This window comes from Nonomuraea sp. B12E4, assembly GCF_039871825.1.
Lineage (GTDB): Bacteria > Actinomycetota > Actinomycetes > Streptosporangiales > Streptosporangiaceae > Nonomuraea.
Genome location: NZ_JBDPME010000029.1, coordinates 1 through 26,163, shown reverse-complemented (window position 1 = coordinate 26,163; position 26,163 = coordinate 1). Strand labels below are relative to the sequence as shown.

Sequence of the window (26,163 nt, the reverse complement as noted above, 5' to 3'; positions counted from 1 at the left end):
TGGTGGCCGAAGTGTGCAGGTGTCAGGCGGCCAGCCGGTGCGGCCGCTCGGTCTCCGTGGGCCGCGCCGGGACCGCCACGTCCGCCGCGACCCGATGCTCCCGGTGCGAGGCCAGCGCCATGACGACGATGAGCCCCATCTCCACCAGCACCAGGGCCCGCTCCATCAGCCCGTAGAAGGACGCGCCGTTGATCAGCGGGGAGGTGAAGCTGGCCGGGTGCGCCGCCAGGTAGATTGCCAGCGTCACCGCGGAGGTCAGGCTCATGGCCCTGACCGCGTTCCACCGGGGCGCCGCGTCCCGGCGCCGGGCCAGCACCCAGCCGGCGACCGGCAGCGAGTTGAAGACCACGGCCGCCGACCAGCGGTGGATCTCGCCGGACAGCGAGCCGATCTCCGACCCGCCGGGGTCGGTGGGGAAGATCGCGCTCATCATCAGCCCGGCCGCCCCGGCCAGTAACAGCACCCTGGTCGCCGCGGTGCGCGACGGGTCGCCGGCCGCCAGTCCGTAGGCGAGAGTCAGGCACGCCCCCGCGAGTGCCAGCATCCCGATGAGCACCGGCGCCGGCCCGCCGGACACGAGCACGTAGTCGCTCAGCAGCGGTTGCGCCGGCAGGGCGACCTGCGCGTAGACCAGAGCGCCCGCGGACACCGCCGTCCCGCACACGGTGCCCCAGAGGATCTGGCGTTGGGTCATCGGGCCACCTCATCGTAGATCTGCTCGAACCGGGCGAGCGACGCCTTGTCGTCGTGGGTGAGAGCCAGGTCCCTGCTGGCCTTGCCGAGCCGCGCACGCAGGTCGTCGTCGGTCAGGATGGTCGTCAGGTGACGGCCGAGCGAGATCACGTCGCCGGGCTGGAAGAGATAGCCGTTGTCGCTCACCAGGTGCGGCAGCGCCATCGCGTCCGCGGCCACCACGGGCAGCCCGGTGGCCATGGCCTCCAGCGTGGCGATGCTCTGCAACTCGGCGATGCCCGGCATGGCGAACACGTCGGCGGCGGCGAAGGCCTGGGGCATGCTCTCGTCGGGCACGAAGCCGAGGAAGAACACCCGCTCGCCCACCCCGATGCGGCGGGCCAGCCGCTCCAGCTCCGCCCGCTGGTTGCCCTTGCCGACGAGCGCCACCTGCGCGTCGGTCTCGTTGAGCACCAGGGGCAGTGCGCGGACGAGCTCGTCCAGGCGCTTCTCCTCGTCCAGCCGGCCGACGAACATGATGGTCGGCCGGTCGGGCAGGTCGAACCGCTTGCGCGCCCACGCCTTGGGCTCGGCGTGCGGGTGGAACCGGGCCAGGTCGATGCCGCAGGAGACCGGCTCAACCTGGCGCGAGAACCCCTGGTCGGCCAGCAGCTTGGCGGCCAGCGGGGTGGGCGTGGTGATGTGGTCGGCGCGGTTGAAGATGCGGCTGAAGTCACGCCAGGCCAGCCGCCCGGCCTTGGTCCGCAGCCGGTCGGGGATGTGCACGAACTGGAAGAGGTTGTCCGGCATGAAGTGGTTGGTGGCCACAATGGGCACGCCGGCGCGGCGGGCGGCCGCCATGGCGGCCCGGCCGACCACGAAGTGACCCTGGGTGTGCAGTACGTCGGGCTTGACGCCGGCGAACAGCCGGTCGAGCCGGGTCGGCACGGTGAACCGCATGGTGGGGTGGACCAGCAGGGGCGCCGAGCGCAGCCGGTGCACGATCACGCCGTCCAGCAGGTCGGCGCTGGCCGGGCCGAGCTCCGACTGGCAGACCACGTGCACCTCGTTGCCGCGCGCGGCGAGCCCGGTGGCCAGTCGATGGGTGAAATAGGCGGCACCGTTCACATCAGGGGGATAGGTGTCGCTCGAGATCAGGATGCGGCGGGGACGCACGGGCGCGGCGGCAAGGTCGGCGAGCTCGGAAACGCGGTGCAGGGGCATGGCCATGACAGGTGACTCCAATTTCACGATGCCCAGGGGAGGGCCGGGGGGACAACGGGTGGTACGCGGACGGGTTCGGCATGATCAGTGACGGGCCTCCAGCGGGGTGGTTCTGGCCAGGGCGACGGTTCCGGCGGCGGTCAGCGCCGCGGCGGCGATCGGCAGGATCCCGGTCGGCAGCGGCTCGCCGAGCAGCAGCGCGCCGAACGCCACCGCCGTCAGCGGGTCGGCGACCTGCAACGAGGCGAACGAGACGCCGAAGTGCCCGATGGCGTAGGCGCGCTGGAGCATCACCAGTGCCAGCAGGGTGGGCACCGGCAACGCCAGCAGGTACCACCAGTTCCACGTGCCGTCCACCAGGACGCGCATGAGAGTGGCCGTGGCGCCGTACAGGACGCCGGCGCTGGTCGCCAGCAGGGCCGCCCGGCCGGCCGGGGAGGCCGCCCGGGAGCCTGCCCACAGCAGCACCGCCGCGACCCCGGACACGGCCAGCAGCGTCAGGACACCACCCGGGCTGAGGTAGGTGGGGCCTTGGGAGTCGGGGACCAGCAGGACCAGGCCGACCAGCCCGGCCGCCACGACTCCCGCCGCCGACAACTCCTTGGGGCTCGGCCGGCGGCCGTGCAGCGCGGCCGCGATGGGCAGCGCGAACAGCAGGCTGGCCACGCCCATCGGCTGGACGATGGTCAGCGGGCCGAGGCCGAGCGCGACGATGTGCAGGCCGCCGCCCACCAGGATGGACGCGCCGCCGATCAGCCACCGCGGTTTCCGCAGCAGGGCGAGCAGCCCAGGCTTGGCGGTGCCGACCGCCTCGAACTGCTGGAGGGCGGCTCCGAGCGCGAAAAACAGCGAACCGACCAGGGCGACCACCGCGGCCAGCACAGTCATGCAGACTCCTTCCCCACGGATGGTGACCAGACAGGGTCAAACGGACGTGTCGGCTGGAAGACGTTCTGGGAAAGCCTGGGTGGCGCGTCGCTTCCTGAGCCATCTCACGACCTCGACGACCGCGGTGATGGACAGTGCGATGCCGAGGCCGAGCAGCAGTCCCTTGATCGGGTCGTTCTCGAAGGCCATGCCGCCGAAGAAGCCGATCAGCCCCGAGTAGACCGCCCATGAGACCGCCGCGATGGCGTCGAAGAACGTGAACGAGCGCAGCCGATAGCGCACCGCGCCCATCGTCAGCGTGGTCGCGGTACGGCCACCCGGGATGTACCTGGCCACCACGAGGACGAGGCCGCCCCGCTCGTCAAGGGCCCGGCGGGCCCAGACGAACGCCTTCTTGCCCCGCAGCCTGCCCGCCGACTTGTAGCCGACCAGGTAGGACACGTGATCGCCCATGAACGCCCCGAGCGCCGCGACCGCGATGACCAGAGCGAGGTTCGTCTCTCCGGTGGCGGCGAACACCCCAGCGGTGATCACCGCCGTCTCGGCGGGCACGATGGGGAAGAACCCGTCGAGCAGCGCCAGCGCGAAGATCGCCGCGAATAGCCAGGGTGCGGACATCACCTGGTTGACCAGGTCGAGCATGGCGTGGGACATGGGCGTGTACTCCGATCATTCAAGGCACTCACACAGCGTGTCGGTGTGGGTGGTGCGGGGACATCCGGGAATGCCCCTGGTCGAACGCGGACCCGACCCCTACGGGAGTCAGGGCCGCCACCCCATGAACGTAGAAACACCGCAGGTCACAGCACATCGAACGATCGGTGCGAACCATCCCCTACCTTCGTCGGGGTAGGGGCTACGATCTGCGTGCCGACCCTTCGATCAAACCGGTTTCCGCCGGTCGGCACAGCAATGGAGGTAGGTATTTTCCAGGTGGGGTTATCCCTACCGTGACGGTGGATCATCCCCCACCCTGACGATCGTCAGGGTCGGCACCCCACTTCCGCCGGGGGCCGTGGCTCCCGGCTGCGGATAACGTCGATGCAGTGCAGTTTCTGAGCCGTATTCGCCGGGAGAGCCGCCGCCAGGTGGTCTACGACCTGCTGCTCTTTGCCGGGCTCGGCATCTTCGTCGCCGCCGTGGGGCCCGATCCGATCCGTGACCCCGCCGCGTTCGGCATGGTGACCGTACCCAGGATCGCGCTCGCCGGAGCGGCCGTGCTGGTCGGCCGGCGGTGGCCGTTGGCCGCGCTGGTGCTGCTGTTGCCGCTCGGGCCGTGGGAGTTCAGCCAGGGCTTCGCGACCGTGGACATGAGCTGGCTGCTGCCCCGGCAGCGCGTCCGCATCGTCCCGCTGGTGACCACCTCGCCGTACATCATGTGGTACGCCTACCTGACCGGGCGGCGCATGACCGGGCTCTGGCCGCCGCTGGGGACGTTCTTCCTGATCAGCGCCGTGGGTGTGGGCGTGGTGGTGGCCCAGGGAGGCGACCTGGCCCTGTGGGTGGCCATGACCACCGGGCTGGTCGGCACGTATCTGGTGCCGTTCCTGCTCGGGTTGCTCCGGCGCAAGCTGCTGCAGCAGCGGACGCAGACCCGGCTGTCGGCCGAGGCGCAGGCCAGGCTGCGCGAGCGGGCCAGGATCGCGCGGGACATGCACGACTCGCTCGGCCACGACCTGGCCCTGATCGCGGTACGGGCCGCCGGGCTGGAGCTGGCTCCCGGGCTCGACCCGGCGCAGGTCAGGGCGGCGGGCGAGCTGCGGATCGCGGCCGCGGACGCCACCGAGCGGCTACGTCAGATCATCGGCCTGCTGCGGGAGGACTCGGACGGGCCGCCGCTGGCTCCCATCGGCGGGGACGTGACCGAGCTGGTGCGCCGGGCCGGCGACTCCGGCATGGCGATCAGCCTGGACCTGGCCCGGGAGCCGGTCCCCGACCTGGCCCCCGCCGTCGTGCAGGAGGGGCTCACCAACGCCGCCAAGCACGCGCCCGGAGCCGCCGTCGAGGTCGAGGTGTCGCGCGAGCGCGTCGTCGTGCGGAACGGGCCGTCGCGCTCCCGGCCCACGGCGCGGCCGGGCGGGCTGGGGCTGGCGGGGCTGCGCGAGCGCGTACGGCTGGCCGGCGGCACGCTGACCGTGGGACCGGCGGGCGACGGCTTCGAACTGGTGGTGACCATCCCGCGCGACGACCACTGATGCTTTCAACGGATGAGGTAATAACCGATTCACGCTCCGTTAATTCGCCTTGCGGAGTGTTCCTTGCCGAATTCGCGGCGACGAACGCGCGCCAAAATCCCGTCAAATACCGACATTGGGATTTCTTAGGGAATGCAGTGCACTGTAGTTGGTTGCGGGATGTGAGTTACCAGATACGCAATTGAGAAAATTGCGCAGGATATGGCCAGTTGGTGTATAACTGTTCAGCGCCCGCGTCTCTGTGCGTTGATTGGCGTGTTCATTTCGTAATCAGCCCCCTCTGGAAAGGCCCTTTCGTTGAAGACCCGAGCCCTTCTCGCCGCGGGCTTTCTCGCGGCCTCGAGTATCGCTGTGACGGCCCAGGCCGCCGTTGCGGAGCCCACCCCCAGCCCCAGCGCCGAGCCCACGGCCACGGCCACGGCCACGACACTCCCGGCTTCCACCGACGTGCCGAGCGCGACGAACGCAGTGGAGTGTGGCAAGGTCACCCTGACCTTCAACAACCCGACCAAGTACGAGCACACCTTCGATTACCGCGTGGACAACCAGCGGCCGAAGTACCGGCCGATCTCTCCTGACGTGATCAAGGAGGGTCCGTTCGCGGGCAAGAAGTTCGACTGGCGCTACAACCCGGTCAAGGTCGCCGCGGGCAAGACCCAGAAGGTGACCGTGCCGTTCAAGGCCAAGTCCGGCACCCACCAGGTGAGCTACTGGCTCCAGGCGGGCCCGGAGCAGAAGTGGTTCCTCGCCCCGGTCAAGGTGTCGGTGAAGTCCACCTGCACGACGGGCACCAAGGCGCCGGAGTTCAAGCAGCCGCGCTGCTCGGACAAGAACGCGCACATCGTCACTGCGGCGACGCCGGGTGTGCGCTACTACTACCAGTCGGGCCGCCGCAAGACCGCCCTCGTCGAGGGTGACAACAAGGTCCGCGCGGGTTCCTCCGGCGTGGTGATCGCTGTGGGCACCAGCAGGGCGACGGTCCTCTGGGGCAAGAAGAGCTGGCCCGTCAAGTTCGACAAGGCCCCGAGCAGGTACACCTGCTCCTGACCTTTTCGGCTGAGTAACCCCCGTCCGGCATTGCCGGGACGGGGGTTCTCCCAATTTCTGGCCCCTTCGCGTGATGGCGAATTGGTTGCCTTGTCGCGATAACAGAATGGGCAAGATTGCGATACGCGGGGGACTTCGAAAAAATGCATGTCCTCGGCGGGGCGGTGCGCCATCACTCCGGCCGTGGATCGTGACCGTGCCGAATCACGACCCGGGGGTCTCTAGGCGTGGGCGACGTGCAGGCGGTGCAGCAGGCGCTTGAATCCGAAGACCGAGATCGTGATCGCCACGCCGCTGATCAGGGCCACCGCCGAGGTCCGCAGCAGCATGAACGTGCCGAGCGACCCGGCCAGAGACTGGTAGACCGCCAGCAGGATGCTCACCGTGGAGTTCGCCAGCAGCACGAACGCCCACAGCAACGTGATCCTGGCGAAGAACTTGCGCACCCGCTCGTGCTTGAGCACCGCCGAGGGCAGATGGATGTAGTCGAGCGTGAGCTTCTGCACGAGCGGCTTGTTGAGCCGGACGGAGGCGAGGAACACCATGCTCATGCAGATGGTGCCCATCTCCGGCTGGATGAAGAACCACATCCAGGTGCCCGTCCAGAACGCCACGAGGGCGCGCACGGTGATCGCGAACGCGGCGAGATACATGGTGGCGGGCACCTTGATCCGCCTGATGAGCCGCCAGGCCACGCCGAGGTAGACCCAGGCGACGGTCATGATGAGCGCCCACTGGAACCCGAGGACGACCATGGCCAGGTAGAACACCGCCAGCGGCGCGACGACCGCTTCGAGGAGCCTGGGGGCCGCCTGCCGGGCGAGCGCGGTGAGGCGTGGGAGGGTGACCGGTGGATGGTTCAAGGCTGCTCCGCAGATAGGCCGACGACCAGCGACTACCCGGGCTTCGGGGTCCAGGCATTCCAGGTGGAACGCCTCGGTAACGGGCGCTGAGTAACCAGCACGGCATCACCCGAGTCGGGAAGCGCGCCGGTGGCCCACCGTACCCGAGCCCCGGGGGTGCGACTGCCGCTTTTGACACGTTCCAGCTGTCACCAACCAAACCAGTACACCCTTGAACCGAACTTTCAACCGAGTGACGTGGTGGCGAGTTTCGCGCCGAACCCGATGAAGACGATGCCGGCGCAGGAGGTCAGGCCGGCGCTGAGCCGCCGGCTGCGGCGGAACCGGGCCGCCAGGAAGGTGCCGCTGAAGATCAGGGTCGTCAGGTAGAGGAAGCTGAAGAACTCGACCACCGCGCCCAGGATGAGGAACGACAGGGCGGGGTCGGCGTAGCCCGGGTCCACGAACTGGACGAAGAACGAGACGAAGAACAGGATCGCCTTCGGGTTCAGCAGGCTGATCGTCAGAGCCCTGCGGAAGGGGCGGCCCGGCCGCTCCACGGCCGGGGGCTGTTCCTCCTGCGGGAGCGCGGCCGGCCTGGCGCGCCAGGCCCGCCAGGCGCCTGTGATCATCTGCAGGCCGATCCAGGCCAGGTAGGCGGCGCCGGCGTACTGGAGGATGGCGAAGAGCGTGCGGTTGGACTGGAGCAGGGAGGCGGCGCCGGCGGCGGTCACGAACATCAGGACGGTGTCGCCGAGGAAGACCCCGGCCGCGGCGCGGTAGCCCTGGCGGACGCCGTGCCGGGCGGCGAGGCTGAGGACGTAGAGGGAGTTCGGCCCCGGGAGGAGAATGATCAGAAAGGCACCGACCACGTAAGCCCAGAAATCCGTGATACCAAAGAACATGCCGTTTGCCCCTGGGTGAGATTGATGGCATGTCACGCTATCGCATGGTTGGTCGCCTGACGCGTGCCAAATGCCGCCATATGCCTGTTTGTAACCAGGGCCTGCTACGCAGCGTTCACCAGTGCCTGGCCGGCCTCAACCCCATGCGCCTGTCGCTGTGGCAGCTCGTCTGCTGGTCGTTCCTGATGTCCTCGGCCCGCGGGGCCGGGCGGAGCAAGTCAGGAAATTTGGGTCTTTTCTAGGGGAGGCAACGTCTTCACTCTCGGTTCAGGCGCCGGTCAACACCCGACCCCGCGCGCCTGAGGAGGACGAGGTGCAACGCCGATTAGTCATCCTGCTGGCCGTCCTGAGCCTGATCAGCCTGACCGGCATGACCGGGGCCGGCGCCGCCGCCGAGCCGCCCGCCAACAGGCAGTACCGGGTGCAGGGCCCCGCGGACGCTCAGCAGCGCAGCCGCGTCGCGGCCACCGGCGCGGCCATCGAGGAGGTGGCCAAGGACTCGGTCCTGGTCACGGCCACGGAAGCCGAGATCTCCGCCATCAGGCGGCTCGGCTACCGGGTGACGGAGATCCCGCGCCCGACATCCCCGTCCGCCGTGGAAGCGTTTGACTTCCCGTCGGCGGACTCGCAGTATCACAACTTCGCGGAGCTGACCGCGGACATCAACGCCCTGGTCGCGGCCCGGTCGAGCATCGTCAGCCAGACGACGTTCGGCACGTCGTACGAGGGCAGGCCGATGCGGCTGATCAAGATCAGCGACAACGTGGGCGTGGACGAGAACGAGCCCGAGGTGCTGTTCACCGCGCACCAGCACGCCCGCGAGCACCTCACGGTCGAGATGGCGCTGTACATCATGCACCTGCTGGCCGACAACTACGGCACCGACGCCAGAATCACGAACCTGGTCAACACCAGGGAAATCTGGATCATGCCGGACCTCAACCCGGACGGCGGCGAGTACGACATCGCCACCGGCTCCTACCGCTCCTGGCGCAAGAACAGGCAGCCGAACTCCGGCTCCTCGGCCGTCGGCACCGACCTCAACCGCAACTGGGGCTACAACTGGGGCTGCTGCGGCGGCTCCTCCGGGTCCTTCTCCAGCGAGACCTACCGTGGCGCGAGCGCCGAGTCGGCGCCCGAGGTCAGGGCGGCGAGCGACTGGGTGCGCAGCCGCGTCGTCGGTGGTGTGCAGCAGATCAAGACGCACATCGACTGGCACACCTACGGCGAGCTGGTCCTGTGGCCCTACGGCTACACCTTCAACGACACCGCGCCCGGCCTGACGCTGGACGACCGGAACGCGCACGCCACGCTCGGCCAGAACATGGCCTCCACCAACAACTACACGCCGCAGCAGGCCAGCGACCTCTACATCACGGACGGCACCATCGACGACTGGCTGTGGGGGGTCTACAAGATCTTCAGCTTCACGTTCGAGATGTACCCGGTCGGCTCCAACCCCGGCTTCTATCCGCCGGACGAGCAGATCGTCCCGCAGACGACCCGCAACAGGGAGGCCGTGCTGCGCTTCCTCGAATACTCGGACTGCGTCTACCGGATCATCGGCAAGGAGGCCCAGTACTGCGGCACCGGCAACCCGCCGGTCACCGTCTACGACGACACCTTCGAGACGGCCACCGGCTGGACGGTCAACCCGGGCGGCACCGACACCGCCACCCTCGGCCAGTGGGAGCGCGGCGACCCGGCGGCCACCACGTCCTCCGGGACCAAACAGCTCGGCACCACGGTCAGCGGCACGAACGACCTGGTCACGGGCAGGCTGGCGGGCACGGCGGCCGGTGACCACGACCTCGACGGCGGCATCACCTCGATCCAGTCGCCGCCGATCACGCTCCCCACGACCGGCGCCCTCAACCTGTCGTTCTCGTGGTACCTGGCGCACGGCTCGAACGCCTCCAGCGCCGACTACTTCCGGGTCCGCGTGGTCGGCAACACCACGACCACCGTGCTCAACCAGGCGGGCGCGGCCACCAACCGCAACGGCGCCTGGGCCACGGCCGGCGCGAGCCTGAACGCCTTCGCCGGCCAGACGGTCCGCATTCTCGTCGACGCGGCCGACGCCTCCGGGGCCTCCCTGGTCGAGGCGGGCGTGGACGACGTCAGGATCACCCAGCAACCGTAAACCGCACCGCACTCCGCCGTACAAGATCGACGATCTCGTACGGCGGAGTCATGTCTGCCGGGATTGGGCCTTGTAAGCGCCCGGAGTCAAAGCTACGATCGCGGCAACTCTTAAGAAACTTTCCTAAGAGTAATCCCAATCGAACAAACGCTTACAAGCCCCGCAAGAAAAGGCCCGCGTGCGCCTCCGTGGGCCCGTGCCGTACGGCTTGCGCTCTCACCCCCCGGTGCAAGCCGTACGGCACGTCACCCCCCGAAGGAAGCACCGTGAGACTCCGCGCGCTCCTCCTGGCCTTCGTCACCCTGGCGCTCAGCCTGTACGCCCAGCCCGCCCAGGCCGCGGCCGCCACCGCGACCTTCACCAAGGTCGCCGACTGGGGCTCCGGCTTCGAAGGCAAGGTCACCGTCACCAACGCCAGCACCACCGCCATGTCCGGCTGGAACGTGCAGTTCGACCTGCCCGCCGGCCACTCGATCCCGTCGGCCTGGGACGCGGTCATGACGCGGAACGGCCAGCACTACACGTTCACGAACCCGAGCTGGGCCGCCACCCTCCCGGCCGGGGCCAGCGCGAGCTTCGGCTTCAACGGCAGCCCCGGCAACTTCCCCGGCATCACCGGCTGCACCCTGAACGGCGCGTCCTGTGGGGGCGGCACGCCGACCCCAGGGGTCCCCGGCAGGCCCGGGACGCCCACCGCCACCGCGGCCACCGGCGCGATCACGCTCACCTGGGCGGCCGCCTCGGGCACGGTGACCGGCTACCGCGTCTACGAGGGCACCGCCGTCAGGGCCACGGTCACGGGCACCACGGCCACCATCACCGGCCTCGGCACCTGCCAGAGCCACACGTACACCGTCAAGGCGTACAACGCGCAGGGCGAGTCGGCGGCCAGCGACCCGGCGACCGCCACCACCCCCGGCTGCACGAGCGGCGGAACGCTGCCCCGGCACTTCCTCACCGGCTACTGGCACAACTTCGTCAACCCCGCCGTCGAGCTCAAGCTGTCGGCCGTGCCCAACGAGTACGACCTCGTCGCCGTCGCGTTCGGCGAGGCCACGGCCGTGGCCGGCGAGGTCGCCTTCGCGGTCGACGCGGGGCTCGCCACGGCGGTGGGCGGCTACACCGACGCCCAGTTCAGGGCCGACGTGCAGGCCCTGCACCAGCGGGGCAAGAAGGTGATCCTGTCCGTCGGCGGCGAGGCCGGGCGGGTGCAGGTCGCCAGCGCCGCGGCGGCCACGCGCTTCGCCGACTCCGTGTACGCGCTCATGCAGAGCCACGGCTTCGACGGCGTGGACATCGACCTGGAGAACGGCCTCAACGCCACCTACATGGCCCAGGCCCTGAGGTCGCTGCGCTCGAAGGCCGGCTCCAGCCTGATCATCACCATGGCCCCGCAGACGATCGACATGCAGTCGACCGGGATGGAGTACTTCAAGCTCGCCCTGTCCATCAGGGACATCCTCACCGTCGTCCACACGCAGTTCTACAACTCCGGCTCCATGCTCGGCTGCGACCAGGCCCAGGCGTACGCGCAAGGCACGGTCAACTTCATGACCGCGCTGGCCTGCATCCAGCTCGAGAACGGCCTGCGCCCCGACCAGGTGGCCCTGGGCCTGCCTGCCGGGCCCGGCGCCGCCGGGGGCGGGGTCGTCCCGCCCGCCCTCGTCAACCAGGCGCTCGACTGCCTGGCCAAGCGCACCAACTGCGGGACCTTCGTGCCCCCGCGTGCCTACCCCGACATCAGGGGCGCGATGACCTGGTCCGTCAACTGGGACGCCAGCAACAACTGGTCGTTCGCCAAGACCGTCAAGCCGCACCTCCAGGGAATGCCATGAAATTTCGCAGCAAACTCACCGCATTAGCTGTAGGGCTGGCCCTCGCCCTGACCGGAACCGGCCTCGTCCCCGCCGCACCCGCGAACGCCGCGGTGCAACTCGCCGCCGCCTGGGCCCCGTGGACCTCCTACGCCGCGGGCGCCGTCGTCACCTACAACGGCGTCGACTACGTGTGCCTGCAGTCCCACACCTCACAGCCCGGCTGGGAGCCGCCGAACGTGCCCGCCCTCTGGCGGCCCGGCACGGGCGGCGGCACCGGCACCCCCGGCCAGCCGGGAACGGTGTCCACGTCGGTCACCAACTCCAGCATCGCCCTGAGCTGGGGAGCCTCCTCCGGCACGGTCACCGGCTACCGCGTCTACGAGGGCGGCACCCAGCGCGCCCAGGTCACCGGCACCAGCGCGACGATCTCCGGGCTGGGCGCGTGCACGACGCACACCTACACCGTGCGGGCCTACAACTCGGCGGGCGAGTCGGCCGGCCGCGACGCCACCGCCACCACCAGCGGGTGCACCGGCAACCCCGGCAAGATGGCCGGCGCCCCGTATCTCTACATGGGCTGGGGCAACCCGCCCAACCCGGGCACCGTCATGGACGCCACCGGCGTACGGTCGTTCACGATGGCGTTCATCCTGGCCAGCGGCGGCTGCAACCCGGCGTGGGACGGCAACCGCCCGCTGACCGGCGGCGCCGACCAGCAGGCGATCAACACCATCAAGTCCAAGGGTGGCAACGTCCAGATCTCCTTCGGCGGCTGGTCGGGCAACAAGCTCGGCCCGAACTGTTCGACGCCGCAGGCGTTCGCCGGTGCGGTGCAGCAGGTCATCAACGCGGTCGGCCCCGCCGTGGTGGACTTCGACATCGAGAACTTCGACGAGTTCGAGAACTACACCGTCCAGGACCGCATCCTGAACGGCCTCAAGATCGTCAAGCAGAACAACCCGAACGTCAAGGTCGTCGTCACCTTCGGCACCACCAGGACGGGGCCGAACGCCCACGGCATCCGCCTCATCAACCAGTCCAGGGCGCTCGGCGTGCCGATCGACAACTACACGATCATGCCGTTCGACTTCGGCGGCTCGAACATGTACCAGGACACGGTCAACGCCTCCGAGGGCCTGAAGAACGCGTTGAAGAGCGCGTTCGGCTGGAGCGACGCCCAGGCGTACGCGCGGATGGGCATCTCGGGCATGAACGGCCTGTCCGACCAGCAGGAGCTGACCTCCCCGGCCACCTGGACGCAGATCCGTGACTACGCCAGGTCCCGGGGGCTGACGCGGCTGGCGTACTGGGCCGTCAATCGTGACCGGCCCTGCCCCGGCGGTGGTGTGACCTCGACCTGCAGCGGCATCGCCCAGGCCGACTGGGAGTTCACCAGGATCACCGCCGGCTTCTGACCCCGCCGACCGTCACCGACAAAACCAGGAGACCGCTATGCCTGACTGGCCCGCATTTCCTCCCCGCTCTGAAAGACAGGGCTTCCTCGCTGTTACTGTGCGGTGACGCGGACGAGCTGGGTGGGCTTCAGCGGGAGACCCAGCCCGGGCGGGCGGTAGGTGGGGAGCGCCTCGCCGTATTCGTGCATCCAGGCGTGGTCCACCAGCAGCCGCATCCGCCCCCCGGCCGGCGCGGCGCCGGGCTCTGCCGGCGCCGTCCGGCCGGACAGCCGCGCCACGGCCGCGGCCACCAGCTCCGGGTCCGGCGGCGACAGGTCGCAGTTCTCGTCGGGCCCGATGAGCAGGTCCACGTCGGGCGGCAGCGGGTAGATCGGCCGCGGCAGGGCGAGCACGCGCGGCGCGGGCGCCATCGGCCACCCGTCGCGCACCGCCTCCAGCAGCACCGAGCGCGACGTCCTGCGCGCGAACAGGCCCTCCGACAGCGCCCAGCTCAGCGCGCCCACGTCCGACCGGTCCTCACCGCAGGCGTGCAGGCACAGGTACGGCACCAGCGGGATCCCCGCGCCGCCCGCCTGCGCCCAGCCGCTGCCGCACCCGGTGAGCACCAGCAACGCCAGCATCGCCCGGTAGGCGGTGTCGGCGTGTGCCGTCTCCAGCCGCCCCGGCACGATCACGCACCGCCCGCCGGTCTTCTCGGCCGTCACCCCCAGCTCCCGCGCGATCTTCAGCGTGCGCGACGCGGGCACCCCGGTGTAGGGCTCCTGCCAGGCGGGCGTGTACGGCTCGCGCCGGTCCTCGTACCCCTCGGGCCACGCCCCCGGCAGCCCCGGCCGCGCCACCCCGTACGCGGCCAGCAGCAGGTCGAACACGGTCGTCACCAGCTCGTCGCCGTCACGCAGCACCGGCACCCCCCGGCGCAGCACCCCCGGCCCGTCGTCGAAGCGCGGCAGCAGCACCTCCGCCGTCTCCCCGCCGTACACGCTGAGCCGGTCGCACACCCGCCCCAGCAGCCCGCCGGGCACGAAGGCGCCCTCGCGGGCCCGCAACCGCACCAGGAACGGCAGATCGGTACGCTCCGCGGCGTGCCCGGCGAACGGCGTGCGATCCAGGAAGAACTCCTTCAGCAGCACGTGCCCCATGGCCATGGCCAGCGCCCCGTCCGTGCCCGGGCGCACCACCAGCGTCTCGTCCGACAGCCGCGTCGGGTGCGTGCCGATCGCGACCACCTTCTGGCCCTTGTACCGCCCGGCGATCACCCAGGGCGTGTCCGCCGTGCGTACCAGCCGGTTGTTCTCCCCCCACAGCAGCACGTATGCCGCCCGCGCCCAGTCGTCGGCCTCCGGGCCGGCGAAGCGCGGCCCCAGCACCTGCTCGGGCGCGCACGGGTGCTCGGTCAGCACCGCGCCACCGACCCCGCGGACCACCCGCGCCAGCGGCGTGCTCGCCAGCGCCGCCACCCGGTCGGCCCCGTGCCGGGCCACGGTGTGCACGATCGCGGCCGCCACCAGCTCCGCGGCCGTCGCGTCGTCCAGCGGAACGCGCCGCTCACCTCGCGCTCGCTGGTATTCCTGAGAGTTGCCTGTGAGTTTCGCCCAGGTCGCGACCGGGTCGCGCGATGCCTCCCCGACCTCGTAGTAGAGCCTGACCAATGACCGGTTGACCTGCGATCCCCCCATGGAAAAAGTTGAACACAGACGGTGACGTTCTAGTGCCATACGTGGCGGCATGTCGGGGATAAGAATGGGAAGCGCAAGTGGCAGCAGCCCTTCAGGTACGGCAGGCTAGAGGCCGCCATGGATTACGCAGTTCTCACGGGGATAGTCCTCGTCGCCGGTGTCGTGCTCGCCCTTGTCGCGCAATGGCGCGACTGGCGGCCTCCGCTCCTCGTCGCGATCCTCGTGGGCGTGGTGGTCCGCGTGTTGATCATGTATACGTCCGCGATCGACACCTGGCAACCCGTCGACTTCGTGGAAAGCTTCAAACCCGCGGGCGAGGCCGTGCTCAGGGGCCAGGACCCGGTGCTGGCCAGCGACGGCGGCTGGCACTTCCTGCCGACCATCCCCTACGTCTATGGCATCCTGCTGTGGCTCGGCATCCCGTGGGAATACGCCGGCCGCCTGGTCACCGTGGTCGCCGACATCGTGCTGATCCCGCTGGTCGGCAAGCTGGCCGGCGGCCCCAGGGGCTCGCTGCGCGCCTTCCAGTACGCGCTCAACCCGCTCGCCCTGCTCATCGCCTCCGTCCACGGCCAGGTCGAGCCGGTCGCGCTCATGTTCGGCGTGGCCGCCTTCGTGGTCGCCAGGGGCCCCGGCGCTCCCGAGCGGCCCGGCATCACCACCGACGTGGTGGCCAAGCTGCGCAGGGGCGTGGCCGCTTACGGTGCCCGCGACTCGGTCCGGCGGGTGCTCGGCCGCGGCGGGATGCTGCACCGGGCGCTGCTGCCCGGCCCCGACGACCGGGGCGACCTCAGGCGGGGCGCGCTGGCGGGCGTGCTGATGGGCCTCGCGCTGTGCGCGAAGAGCTGGCCGATCTGGCTGATCCCCGGGATGCTGCTGCTCCTGCCCAACCTGCGGTCCCGGGTGGCCGGCCTGTTCACCACCGGGCTGGTGCCGCTGTTCTTCCTGGTCACGCTGCCGGTCTTCGCGGGCACGAGACTCGACCAGATCCCCGCGGTCATCCACACCATCCAGGACATCCGGCCGATCGTCGGCGAATACGGCTGGACCCCCTGGTTCACCGGCGGTGACTGGGCACTGCGCGCGGACCTGGCGTCGTTCGGCACGAACCTGATCTACGTCAGCGTCATAGCCGTGGTGCTCTACTGGCGGCGCGCCGACCCGGTCGACCTGACCACGGCCATCCTGCTCGTCTTCATGGTCATGACGCCCCGGCTGGGCGCGCAATACCTGCTGTGGTTCATGCCGTTCCTGATCGCCCGCCCCACCAGGTTCGCCTGGCCGGCCATCATCGCCGCCTCCGCCTGGGCCGCCTACGGCTACCTCTACATGACGCAGTTCGACACCGGCGGGTGGTGGGTCATGCACTCCTACTGGTCGCGCGCCTCGATCGTGCTGCTGCCGATCCTCGCGCTGGCCATGCCCTGGGGGCGGCGCATCGCCGCCGCGGCCCCAGGGACGGCCTCCGTGGTCAGGCCCGCCGGGCAGGCCAGGATCAGGTCAACGGCATAGGCGCTCCCACAAGGTGATCCACTGGTCGGGGTGCACGTGGCCCACGACGGCGTCGCGGGCCACGCCCGCGGCCGCCAGGGCGGCGTCCACCCCCCGGTAACGGGCCTTCAGCGACGCGCGCACCGAGCCGCCCACCCCGCCGAAGCCCAGCTCGACCAGCTCCCGGTAGGAGCGGCCGCCGTGCACCAGCGGCTCGGGCCTGCGCTGGATACGCAGGATCGCCGAGTCGACGGCCGGCACGGGCCGGAAGCTCTCCCGGCCGATCGTGTCGCCGAGCCGCCAGCCGAACCACGGCCACGACTCCACCGTGACCAGGCTCCAGCGGCCGTAGTCGCCCGCGCGCTTGCGTGCGTACTCCCGCTGCGTGAGCAGCGTCGCCGAGGTCAGGGCCGGCGCCCGCAGGCACCAGTCCACGATCTTCGACGTGATCGAGTAGGGGATGTTGCCCACGACCGCGAACGGCTCGCGCGGCGCCCGCGCGTTCGTGAAGTCACCCCTGACCACGTCGATCCGGGAGTCGTCGCCGGTGCGTGCGGCCAGCCGGCCTGCCAGCCGCGGATCGAGCTCGTAGCCGACGACCCGCGCGCCCGCCTCGGCCAGGGCCAGGGTGAGCACGCCGGTGCCCGAGCCGGGCTCCAGCACGAGCCCTTCGGGGGCGGCGGCCTTCACCACCAGGTGGACGGCATGCCTGTCGACCAGGAAATTCTGCGACAGAGCGCGCCGGGCCACGTCCCTGGGCGTGCGGCCGCCGCCCTTCCTGGCCTGCTTCTGGGTGTGTGAATAGTTTCCGTGCGCGAAATTCTGCGCCACAGCACTGCCCTTTCGGGTCCTCGAGATTGACAGGTCTCGAAGGGCCCTGGGCGCGCGTGCGGACGCTCAGCCTCGAACGAAAGCGTCCGCTAGCGGGCCAGAGCCCGGCCGTGGCGGATGCGGATGAACATCGGGCAGGCGAACATGCATGTCATGCCGGTCACTGTAGGCAGGGCCGATTCGGCCGGGCAACGCAATAAACGCTTTGAGCCGGCATTGAGCTGGCTCGGGTAAACCTTTGAGCATGGACCGACCGGCCAGGGTGCTCGTCGTGGACGACGAGCCGAACATCCGCGCCCTGCTGTCCCAGACGTTGCGCCTGGTCTCGTTCGAGGTCAGGACCGCGGAGACGGGCACCGAGGCCGTGACGGCCGCCAGGGAGTTCAACCCCGACATCGTGGTGCTCGATGTCATGTTGGAGGACTTCGATGGGTTCGAGGTCGCCCGGCGGCTCGGCGAGCGCATCCCGGTGCTGTTCCTGACGGCCCGCGACGGCGTCGAGGACCGCGTGCAGGGCCTCACGCTGGGCGCCGACGACTACGTGGCCAAGCCGTTCAGCCTGGAGGAGGTGGTGCTGCGCATCCGCGCCATCCTGCGGCGCAGCCGCGCCGAGCCCCGGCACGACCTCCTGACGTACGCCGACCTGGAGCTGGACCCGCAGGCCCACGAGGTGCGCCGGGCCGGCGTGCCGGTCGACCTGTCGCCCACCGAGTTCAACCTGCTGGAATATCTGCTGACCAACGCCGGCCGGGTGGTGAGCAAGGCGCAGATCCTCGACAGCGTCTGGCGCTACGACTTCGACGGCGACTCCAGCATCGTCGAGTCCTACGTCTACTACCTGCGCAAGAAGATCGACAAGTTCGAGCCCCAGCTCATCCACACCGTACGCGGCGTCGGCTACACGCTGAGGACCCCGCGGTGAGGCCCGCCACCTGGACTCTGCGCACCCGGCTGGTCGTGGCCATCCTCGGACTCACCACGGTCGCGCTCGTGCTCTCCAACGTCGTCGGCGTCGTGTTGCTGCGCGACTACCTGCTGGGCCGGGTGGACGCCCAGCTCACGCAGTTCACCAAGGCCGTCACCAACAAGGGCGTCCAGGCCCTGACCAAACCGCTCGGAAACGTCAATGACCTGGCCGCCGTGCTCACCAAGCGCGTCCCGGCCGTCCAGCAGTTCAGGATCTACAACCCTGACGGCACGATGCGGTCCACGAGCGCCGAACCCGGCCAGCCGGCTCCGGTCATCGACGAGGTCCGGTTGGACGTCCCCTACACCGTGCCGGGCAGCACGGGCGCCGCGTGGCGGGTCCGCGCCGCCGGGCTGCCCGGCGGCGGCGTCTGGATGATCACCCAGTCGTTGGAGGAGCTGGAGCAGATCCAGACCTCCGCCCTGGGCATCGCCGTCGCGGTCAGCGCGTTCGTGCTGCTCCTGCTCGGCCTGGCCGCCGACGCCGTGGTACGCCTCGGGCTGCGCCCCCTCACCAGGATGGAGGCCACGGCGGGGCACATCGCCCGCGGCGACTTCGCCCGCCGGGTCCCCGCCCCCGACCCGCACACCGAGCCCGGCCGTCTGGCCCGCGCCATGAACGTCATGCTCGACCGCCTGCAGTCCGAGATCGCCGCCAGGACCGGCTCCGAGGCCCGGATGCGGCGCTTCCTGGCCGACGCCTCCCACGAGCTGCGCACCCCGCTCACGTCCGTCCGCGGCTTCGCCGAGCTGCACCGCCGGGGCGGTGGGGACACCGATGAGGCGATGCGCAGGATCGAGCACGAGGCGGCCAGGATGGGCGTGCTCGTCAACGACCTGCTCACGCTGGCCCAGCTCGACGAGGAACGCCCGCTCGACCGCCATCCCGTCGATCTGCTGGAAGTGGCTGCCGACACGATCCGCGACGCCCGCGTACGCGTGCCGGAGCGGCAGGTCAAGCTCATCGGCCTGGGCGACCGGCTCGCACCCGTATCGATCGTGGGCGACGAGGCCCGCCTGCGGCAGGTGGCCGCCAACCTCGTCGCCAACGCGCTCTCCCACACCCCGCCCGAGGCCGCCGTCACCGTGAGCGTCGGCAGGTCGGACGGCATGGGCGTGCTGGAGGTGTCGGACACCGGGCCGGGCGTGCCGCCCGAGCATGTGCCGCGCCTGTTCGACCGCCTCTACCGCGTCAGCCAGGGCCGATCCCGGGCCGACGGCGGCGCGGGGCTGGGCCTGGCCATCGTATCGGCGATCGTCCGCGCGCACGGCGGCCGCGTCGAGCTGGACACCGCGCCCGGTGCCGGCGCGACCTTCCGTGTGTTCCTACCTGACTCCGAGGTGACTCCCAGCCCGCATTGAGCCGCGCTCGCCAGATTCGGGGCATGAGACGAACACTCATCGCCACAGCCCTGATCGCCTCGTTCGCCGCGGCGGGGTGTGGCAGCGCGCCGGGCGGCACCGAAGTCGCCTCCGTGGCACGCACGACAGCGGCCGCCGCGAGCGCGTCGCCGACCGCCACGGTGGATCAGGAGGAGCAGGGCAGGAAGTTCGCCCAGTGCATGCGCGAGCACGGCATCCCCATGGAGGACCCCGGCCCCGACGGGGGCGGCGGCTTGAAGTCGCTCGGCGGGAAGATCGACAAGAAGGCCCTCCAGGTGGCCACCGGGGCCTGCCGCGACTTCGCGCCGTCGAAGATCCGCGAGCCCTCGTCGCGGAACGTCGACCAGATCCGAGTGCTCGCCCAGTGCCTGCGCGAGCACGGCGTGAACATGCCCGACCCCAACCCCGACGGCAGCTTCCCCTCCGGCACGATGGGCAGCATCCAGCGCGACGGTGCCAAGTTCCAGGAGGCGCTCAAAGCCTGCAACAAGGCCAAGGCCCCGGTCGGAGCGGGCGGGTGACACAGGTGAAGGAACCCACGGAGCGGCCCGCGCGTGTCGTGCCGCCCCGCCGCCGTGGCCCGCTCCGGGTGCTCGCGTGGACGGGCGGCGCCGCGCTGCTCGCCGCCGCGGTCGCGGCCGCCGCCGTCGGCTTCGGCGGCGACGGCACCGGTACGACCGTCGCCACCCGCACACCGCCGGCCGTCGCCAAGGTGACCCGCACCACTCTCACCGCGACCAAGACCGTGGACGGCACCCTCGGCTACGGCGACCCCGTGACCGTCAGCGGCAAGTCGCAGGGCACGATCACCTGGCTCCCCGGCGAGGGCTCCACCATCACCCGGGGCCACGGCGTCTACAGCGTGGACGCCGACCGCCGCTCCCTCCTGTACGGCACCGTCCCCCTCTACCGCACCCTGGAGAACGGCGTCGAGGGCAGGGACGTCGAGCAGCTCGAACGCAACCTGGACAAGCTCGGCTACGACGGCTTCGAGGTGGACAACGAGTTCACCTGGACCACCAGGGAGGCGGTCGAGGAGTGGCAGGAGGACCTCGGGCACGAGGTCACCGGCCGGGTCCAGCCGGGAGACGTCGTGATCGCCGCCGGGCCGATCCGCGTCGCCGAGCTCAAGAAGGCCCTCGGTGACACCGCGACCGGCCCCGTACTCACCGCCACCGGCACCACCCGGGAGGTGCACGTCAACCTCGACGTGGCCGACGAGCACCTGGTCAGGAAGGGCATGAAGGCGACCGTCGAGCTTCCCGACGGCAGCAAGGTGGATGGCAAGGTCACCGGCGTCGGCAAGGTCGCCACCGAGACCGGCAGCGGCAACGAGGCCACCACCACCGTCGAGGTCAGGGTGTCGGTGAGCAAGCTGAAGAAGGCGTTCGACGCCGCGCCGGTGGACGTCACGATCGTGTCGGACCAGCGCGAGAACGTGCTGGCGGTGCCCGTCGGGGCGCTGCTGGCGCTGGCTGAGGGCGGTTACGGCGTCCAGGTCGTGGAGGGCGCCGCCACCCGCTACGTGCCGGTCGAGACCGGCATGTTCGCCGACGGTCAGGTCGAGGTCACCGGCGTCGAGGAGGGCACGACCGTGGCGGTGCCCAAGTGATCGTCGAACTGCGCGACGTGAGCAAGCGCTACGGCGAGGTCGTCGCGCTGCGCGAGGTCTCGATGGGTATCGACCACGGCGAGCTCGTCGGCATCGTCGGCCCGTCCGGCTCGGGCAAGTCGACCATGCTCAACATGATCGGCACCCTCGACCGGCCGTCTGCCGGAACCGTGCGTATCGCCGGGCACGACGTGCTCTCCCTCACCGACCGGCAGCTCTCCGCCCTGCGCGCGAACGTCATCGGCTTCGTCTTCCAGCAGTTCCACCTGGCCGCCGGGGTGCCCGCGCTCGACAACGTGGCCGACGGCCTGCTGTATTCGGGGCCGTCCCTGGGGGAGCGGCGGCGGCGTGCGTACGAGGCCCTGGAGCGAGTGGGGCTCGGGCACCGGCTGGGCCACCGCCCGCACGAGATGTCCGGCGGCGAGCGGCAGCGCGTGGCCATCGCCCGTGCCGTGGTCGGCGGCCCGCGACTGCTGCTGGCCGACGAACCGACCGGGAACCTCGACTCACGCTCGGGGGCCGGGGTGATGGAGCTGCTGCGCGAGCTGCACGCGGCGGGCACGACGGTGGTCATCATCACCCACGACCGCGACCTCGCCGCCGCCCTCCCCAGACAGGTCGAGATGCTCGACGGCCAGGTCGTGCCGGAGGCGCGTGGTGATCGGGTGCCGGAGGCGCGTGGTGATCGGGTGCCGGAGGCGCGTGGTGATCGGGTGCCGGACGGGCCCCGGGGGCTCCCGGACGGAGTGCGGACATGACCGTTCTCGTGCCGGCCCGCATGCGGCCCCGTGACGTGGTCCGGGTCGGCGGGGCGGGCCTGCGGTCCAGGCCGCTGCGTGTGTTCCTGTCGGCGCTGGGCATCGCCATCGGCATCGCCGCCATGCTCGGCGTCGTCGGGATCTCCGCCTCCAGCCAGGAGGACCTCAACCGGCAGCTCGAAGCGCTCGGCACCAACCTGCTGACCGTGTCACCGGGCCAGAGCCTGTTCGGCGAGCAGTCGCACCTGCCCGCCGAGTCGGAGGACATGATCGGCCAGATCGGCCCCGTCTATGCCGTCACCGCGACCGGGACGACCACGGCCAAGGTCTACCGCAACGACCACATCCCCGTCGCGGAGACGGGCAGCATCTCCGTCACCGCCGCCCGCCTCGACCTGCTCCAGGACGTCGGCGTCACTGTCGCCGGCGGCACCTGGCTGAACGAGGCCACCCACCGCTATCCCGCCACCGTGCTCGGCGCCAAGGCGGCCGACCGGCTCGGCGTCGTCAACGCGGGTCCCGACCAGCGGGTCTGGCTGGGCGGGCAGTGGTTCATCGTCGTCGGCGTGCTCGCTCCCGCCCCGCTGGCCCCCGAGGTGGACACGGCCGCCCTGGTCGGCTGGCCGGTGGCGGAGGAGCGGCTGGACTTCGACGGCTACCCCACCACGATCTACGCCAGGGCGCGGGAGGAGTCGGTGGTCGCGGTCCGCGACGTGCTCGCCGCCACCGCCAACCCGCAGGCGCCCAACGAGGTCCAGGTGTCCAGGCCGTCGGACGTGCTGGCCGCCAAGCAGGCCACCGATGCCACGCTCAACGCGATGCTGCTCGGCCTCGGCGGGGTCGCGCTGCTGGTCGGCGGGGTGGGCGTGGCCAACACGATGGTCATCTCGGTGCTGGAGCGCCGGGCGGAGATCGGCCTGCGCCGCTCGCTGGGGGCCACGCGCGGGCAGATCCGCCTCCAGTTCCTGGCCGAGTCGCTGTTGCTGTCGGCCATCGGGGGCGTCGGCGGCGTGCTGCTCGGCATCGGCGTCACCGCCGCGTACGCCGGCTTCCAGGGCTGGCCCTCGATCGTGCCGGTCTGGGCAATGGTGGGCGGCGTCCTGGCCACGCTCGTGATCGGCGGCATCGCGGGCTTCTACCCGGCGGTCCGCGCCGCCCGGATGTCACCCACGGAGGCGCTGGCCACCCCGTGACGCCACGAGGTCCCGGCGGCCCGCACCTTCCGGCGGGCCGCCGCTGCCGTACATGTCTGATTCCGACAAGAGAACGGCGCCGGGGAGGGATAGCTTCGGCGTGAGCACCAGCGACTCCGCATTCTCTCATTAGGAGACCCGGCTGACATGGATGTCCTCGACCGAGCCGCGACCTATCTGGACCTGCACGGCAGGCTGATCGACCGGTTGCGGTTCGAGGCGCTGTTCGGGCACGGCTCACGCGAGCGGGTGCTGGACGTGCTGCGCTGCTACCAGAACGCCGACGGCGGGTTCGGCAACGCCCTCGAACCTGACCTGCGCGGCGCGGGCAGCCAGCCGGAGCCGGTGGAGGTGGCCTTCTGGATCCTGGACGAGCTCGACGCCTTCGACTCCCCGATGGTGACCGCCGCCTGCGACTACCTGGCAGGTGTCACCGCCAAGGACGGCGGGGTGCCGTTCGTGCTGCCGTCCGTCCGCGGCACGCCTCACGCGCCGTGGTGGGAGACGGACGACGACCCGCCGGGCAACCTCATCCCCACCGCGTCGATCGCCGGGCTGCTGCACAAGCACGGCGTCACGCATCCCTGGCTGGCGACCGCCACGGACTTCTGCTGGTCGCGGATCGCCGAGGTGGAGGAGACGACGCCGTACCAGGCTCGCGCGATGGTGACGTTCCTGAACCTGGTGCCGGACCGGGCCCGTGCGGAGGCGGAGTTCGCCCGGCTGCGCGAAGCCCTCCTGGCGACCGTCGCGTTCGACCCGGACGAGCCGGGGGACGCGCATTTCCCGCTGGACTTCGCGCCCGCGCCGCTGCGGCTGCCGATGTTCCCCCAGGACGTCCTGGACACCCACCTCGACGCGCTGATCGCCGCCCAGGCCCCCGAGGGGGGCTGGAACGGCAACTGGCTGATGTGGACGCCGCTGGTGGAGCACGAATGGGGCGGATACGTCACCGTGCAGCGGCTCAGGACGCTGCGCGCGTACGGGCGGCTTGAGAGCTCTCCCGTGAGGTGATGCGTACTCGGGCACGGTTTCTGTCAGTGGAGTCACGTACGTTGAAGGCATGTACGTGGAGCTCCCTCCTGACCGTGGCCTCTCCGGGCGCATCGCCTGCGTGTGGCACCAGGCCGCCGAGGAGGACTCCACCCAGCTCGTGGTGCCCGACGCCTGCGTGGACCTCATCTGGGGCCCCGGCGGCCCGTTCGTGGCGGGGCCTGACACCGGGCCCATGCCCACGCCCATGAGGGCGGGCGACACCTTCGACGGCATCCGCTTCCGCCCCGGCGCGGTGGGCGACTTCTTCGGCCTCCCCGTGGAGGAGCTGCGCGACCAGCGCGTGCCGCTGACCTCCCTGCCGTTCCCGGGCGCTGCGGAGCTGAGCTCACCGGCCGCCATCCCCGCCCTGGTCAGGAGGCACCTGGCCAAGGCCGATCGGGTCGACCCGGCCGCGCCCGCCATCGCCGCCGCGCTCAGGATGGGCCGCTCGGTCGGCGAGGTGGCCCGGGACCTCGGGCTCAGCGAGCGCCAACTGCAACGCCGCAGTCTGGCCTCGTTCGGCTACGCCCCCAAGACCCTCCAGCGCATCGTGCGCTTCCAGCGCGCGCTGCGGCTGGCCCGCGCGGGCGTCCCGCTGGCCGAGGTGGCCGTCAGGGCCGGCTACGCCGACCAGGCCCACCTGTCCCATGACGTCAAGCGGCTGAGCGGGGTGCCGATACACCGTCTCGTCTCACCCGTGCGGGAGTTTGCCTGACAGCAGCGACTGCACCCACTTGGCGCTCGGGTCGCTGTCCACCAGCAACGCCCGCGTGAGCAGACTCAGCGGAATGGCGAGAACGGCGCCCAGCGGGCCCAGCACAAAAGTCCAGACGATCAGCGAGATGAACGTCATCGTGGTCGACAGCCCCACGGCGTCACCCAGGAATTTGGGCAGAATGAATGATTGGGTGACGACGTTGATGACGACATATGCGGCGATGACCAGCACCATTTTCTGCACGCCGCCGTCCAGCAGGGCGAGCAGGGCGGGCGGCACCAGGCTGATCACGAAACCGATGTTGGGGATGTAGTTGGCGATGAGCGCGAGCACACCCCAGAGCAGCGGCAGCGGCACGTCCAGCAACGACAGGGCGACGACGTCGAGTATCGCGCTCAGCAGCCCGAAGACGGTGGAGACGATGAGATAGCGTCTGGTCCGGTACGCGAACTCGGCCAGCGCCGTCACCAGTTGCGGCCTGCTGCCGGCGCCGTTGGTGAGAATTTTCGAGGTCGTCGGCGCATCCAGGCACATCGCCAGCAACAACACGACAATGAGAAAAAGCCCGGAAAGAACGCCGATGACGCCGCCGAGCAGACTTTGCGCGAATCCGAAGATCCTTCCGGGATCGAGTGCCTGCGTGGCCCTCTCGAGCATCTCGTTGCTGACGCCGTGCGTGGTCGCCCAGCGCTGGGCGTCGTCGAGGAGTTGCTGGAACTGGCCGGCGTACGTGGGCAGCAGCGCGGCGAGTTCGGTGGCCGAAATGGTGAGGATGCCCGCCATGCCGAGCAGCACCAGCAGCACGATCAGGAACGGCACCACGACCTGGAGCCAGACGGGCGCGCGCCGCTGGTCGAGCCAGCGGCGCACTGGAGAGACGGCGATGACCAGTACAAGGGCCAGCACCACAGGGCCGACGACCGAGGCCACTTCTCGGACACCGAAGAGGGCCACGACCGCGCCGGCTATGCCCACCAGAATGATGAGCGCCCTGGGGACGGGTTGATCTCGCACGCCTCCTACGTACCCGGGGCCGACAGCGGAACCATCGATTTGACGGTTCCGGGAGGCGTACATAGAGTTCAGCAGTCCCACGGGGACGGCGGAGATCGCCGGACTCACTCGGGGACGACCTCCAGACACCTCCACTCGGTGAGACGTGCGCGTCCACTCGGATCGGCTGGTAAGTTTGAGGGGTTGTCCCGGAAACGGGACGCAGCTGAATTTCCGCAGGTTGTGCAAGTCGGGTCAATTTGACAGGGACTTGAACGGCTGAAAGAATAAAGGCACAACGAAATGAACGCCACCGGGGACGGAAGCCCGCAAGGGTTGACGAAAACGGTGAACGCGTC

At 70.3% G+C, this 26,163-nt stretch carries 23 protein-coding genes; 14 read left to right on the top strand and 9 right to left on the bottom strand.

Annotation, left to right across the window (positions count from 1 at the left end):
* Positions 1-22: 22 nt before the first annotated feature.
* The 4 genes from ABGB18_RS40310 to ABGB18_RS40295 form a co-directional block, all read right to left on the bottom strand.
* Positions 23-694, bottom strand: a complete 672-nt coding sequence (locus ABGB18_RS40310; RefSeq protein ID WP_347700948.1) for a DUF998 domain-containing protein — start codon at positions 692-694, stop codon at positions 23-25.
* Positions 691-1,896 carry a glycosyltransferase gene (locus tag ABGB18_RS40305; protein WP_347701017.1) on the bottom strand — a complete coding sequence of 402 codons (1,206 nt, stop codon included), beginning with the start codon at positions 1,894-1,896 and terminating at the stop codon, positions 691-693. Before ABGB18_RS40305 ends, ABGB18_RS40310 begins: the two co-directional genes overlap by 4 nt.
* 84 nt (positions 1,897-1,980) lie before the next feature.
* On the bottom strand, positions 1,981-2,784 hold the full coding sequence (locus ABGB18_RS40300; RefSeq protein ID WP_347700947.1) for a DMT family transporter: 804 nt from the start codon (positions 2,782-2,784) through the stop codon (positions 1,981-1,983).
* Positions 2,785-2,820: 36 nt separating this feature from the next.
* The gene (locus ABGB18_RS40295) at positions 2,821-3,438 is read right to left on the bottom strand and encodes a DedA family protein (protein ID WP_347700946.1); all 618 of its coding nucleotides are present in this window, start codon (positions 3,436-3,438) and stop codon (positions 2,821-2,823) included.
* Between the two features lie 392 nt (positions 3,439-3,830).
* Here ABGB18_RS40295 and ABGB18_RS40290 point away from each other — a divergent pair, with 392 nt between their 5' ends.
* Both ABGB18_RS40290 and ABGB18_RS40285 read left to right on the top strand, forming a co-directional pair.
* Positions 3,831-4,979 (top strand): histidine kinase, encoded by a 1,149-nt coding sequence (locus ABGB18_RS40290; RefSeq protein WP_347700945.1) that lies wholly within the window; start codon positions 3,831-3,833, stop codon positions 4,977-4,979.
* Between the two features lie 351 nt (positions 4,980-5,330).
* On the top strand, positions 5,331-6,026 hold the full coding sequence (locus ABGB18_RS40285; protein WP_347700944.1) for a hypothetical protein: 696 nt from the start codon (positions 5,331-5,333) through the stop codon (positions 6,024-6,026).
* Positions 6,027-6,247: 221 nt separating this feature from the next.
* Here the strand turns inward: ABGB18_RS40285 and ABGB18_RS40280 are convergent, their stop codons facing one another.
* The gene (locus tag ABGB18_RS40280; RefSeq protein ID WP_347700943.1) at positions 6,248-6,889 is read right to left on the bottom strand and encodes a VC0807 family protein; all 642 of its coding nucleotides are present in this window, start codon (positions 6,887-6,889) and stop codon (positions 6,248-6,250) included.
* A gap of 224 nt (positions 6,890-7,113) precedes the next feature.
* On the bottom strand, positions 7,114-7,773 hold the full coding sequence (gene leuE / locus ABGB18_RS40275; protein ID WP_347700942.1) for a leucine efflux protein LeuE: 660 nt from the start codon (positions 7,771-7,773) through the stop codon (positions 7,114-7,116).
* 313 nt (positions 7,774-8,086) lie between these two features.
* Between leuE and ABGB18_RS40270 the strand changes: the two genes are divergently transcribed.
* The 3 genes from ABGB18_RS40270 (at position 8,087) to ABGB18_RS40260 (ending at position 13,148) form a co-directional block, all read left to right on the top strand.
* Positions 8,087-9,916: a M14 family zinc carboxypeptidase gene (locus ABGB18_RS40270; RefSeq protein WP_347700941.1), complete on the top strand. Its 1,830-nt coding sequence runs from the start codon at positions 8,087-8,089 to the stop codon at positions 9,914-9,916.
* Between the two features lie 266 nt (positions 9,917-10,182).
* The gene (locus ABGB18_RS40265) at positions 10,183-11,751 is read left to right on the top strand and encodes a cellulose binding domain-containing protein (protein ID WP_347700940.1); all 1,569 of its coding nucleotides are present in this window, start codon (positions 10,183-10,185) and stop codon (positions 11,749-11,751) included.
* Positions 11,748-13,148: a carbohydrate-binding protein gene (locus tag ABGB18_RS40260; RefSeq protein ID WP_347700939.1), complete on the top strand. Its 1,401-nt coding sequence runs from the start codon at positions 11,748-11,750 to the stop codon at positions 13,146-13,148. The genes ABGB18_RS40265 and ABGB18_RS40260 overlap by 4 nt, the downstream gene beginning before the upstream one ends.
* A gap of 92 nt (positions 13,149-13,240) precedes the next feature.
* On the opposite strand, the gene ABGB18_RS40255 is transcribed toward ABGB18_RS40260, so the two are convergent.
* Positions 13,241-14,824 carry a molybdopterin-dependent oxidoreductase gene (locus ABGB18_RS40255; RefSeq protein WP_347700938.1) on the bottom strand — a complete coding sequence of 528 codons (1,584 nt, stop codon included), beginning with the start codon at positions 14,822-14,824 and terminating at the stop codon, positions 13,241-13,243.
* Positions 14,825-14,941: 117 nt separating this feature from the next.
* Here ABGB18_RS40255 and ABGB18_RS40250 point away from each other — a divergent pair, with 117 nt between their 5' ends.
* Complete coding sequence (locus tag ABGB18_RS40250; protein ID WP_347700937.1) at positions 14,942-16,336, top strand: hypothetical protein; 1,395 nt, start codon at positions 14,942-14,944, stop codon at positions 16,334-16,336.
* Here ABGB18_RS40250 and erm read toward each other — a convergent pair.
* Entirely contained in the window at positions 16,325-17,146 is an 822-nt protein-coding gene (erm, locus tag ABGB18_RS40245) for an ErmE/ErmH/ErmO/ErmR family 23S rRNA (adenine(2058)-N(6))-methyltransferase (protein ID WP_347700936.1), read from the bottom strand. The genes ABGB18_RS40250 and erm overlap by 12 nt on opposite strands.
* 244 nt (positions 17,147-17,390) lie before the next feature.
* Between erm and ABGB18_RS40240 the strand changes: the two genes are divergently transcribed.
* From ABGB18_RS40240 to ABGB18_RS40205, 8 genes are all read left to right on the top strand, one after another.
* The gene (locus ABGB18_RS40240) at positions 17,391-18,068 is read left to right on the top strand and encodes a response regulator transcription factor (protein ID WP_347700935.1); all 678 of its coding nucleotides are present in this window, start codon (positions 17,391-17,393) and stop codon (positions 18,066-18,068) included.
* Positions 18,065-19,474, top strand: coding sequence for an ATP-binding protein (locus tag ABGB18_RS40235; protein WP_347700934.1), 1,410 nt, complete (start codon positions 18,065-18,067; stop codon positions 19,472-19,474). The genes ABGB18_RS40240 and ABGB18_RS40235 overlap by 4 nt, the downstream gene beginning before the upstream one ends.
* Before the next feature lie 23 nt (positions 19,475-19,497).
* On the top strand, positions 19,498-20,016 hold the full coding sequence (locus ABGB18_RS40230; RefSeq protein ID WP_347700933.1) for a hypothetical protein: 519 nt from the start codon (positions 19,498-19,500) through the stop codon (positions 20,014-20,016).
* Positions 20,017-20,021: 5 nt separating this feature from the next.
* Complete coding sequence (locus tag ABGB18_RS40225; RefSeq protein WP_347700932.1) at positions 20,022-21,107, top strand: peptidoglycan-binding protein; 1,086 nt, start codon at positions 20,022-20,024, stop codon at positions 21,105-21,107.
* Positions 21,107-21,865, top strand: a complete 759-nt coding sequence (locus tag ABGB18_RS40220) for an ABC transporter ATP-binding protein (RefSeq protein WP_347701016.1) — start codon at positions 21,107-21,109, stop codon at positions 21,863-21,865. Before ABGB18_RS40225 ends, ABGB18_RS40220 begins: the two co-directional genes overlap by 1 nt.
* A complete protein-coding gene (locus ABGB18_RS40215; RefSeq protein ID WP_347700931.1) occupies positions 21,862-23,058 on the top strand; it encodes an ABC transporter permease in 1,197 nt (398 codons plus the stop codon). Before ABGB18_RS40220 ends, ABGB18_RS40215 begins: the two co-directional genes overlap by 4 nt.
* 147 nt (positions 23,059-23,205) lie before the next feature.
* Complete coding sequence (locus ABGB18_RS40210) at positions 23,206-24,072, top strand: hypothetical protein (protein WP_347700930.1); 867 nt, start codon at positions 23,206-23,208, stop codon at positions 24,070-24,072.
* Positions 24,073-24,121: 49 nt separating this feature from the next.
* Positions 24,122-24,808, top strand: a complete 687-nt coding sequence (locus tag ABGB18_RS40205) for a helix-turn-helix transcriptional regulator (RefSeq protein WP_347700929.1) — start codon at positions 24,122-24,124, stop codon at positions 24,806-24,808.
* Here the strand turns inward: ABGB18_RS40205 and ABGB18_RS40200 are convergent.
* Positions 24,785-25,906, bottom strand: coding sequence for an AI-2E family transporter (locus tag ABGB18_RS40200; protein ID WP_347700928.1), 1,122 nt, complete (start codon positions 25,904-25,906; stop codon positions 24,785-24,787). The two genes, ABGB18_RS40205 and ABGB18_RS40200, sit on opposite strands and share 24 nt — an antisense overlap.
* Between the last annotated feature and the right edge of the window lie 257 nt (positions 25,907-26,163).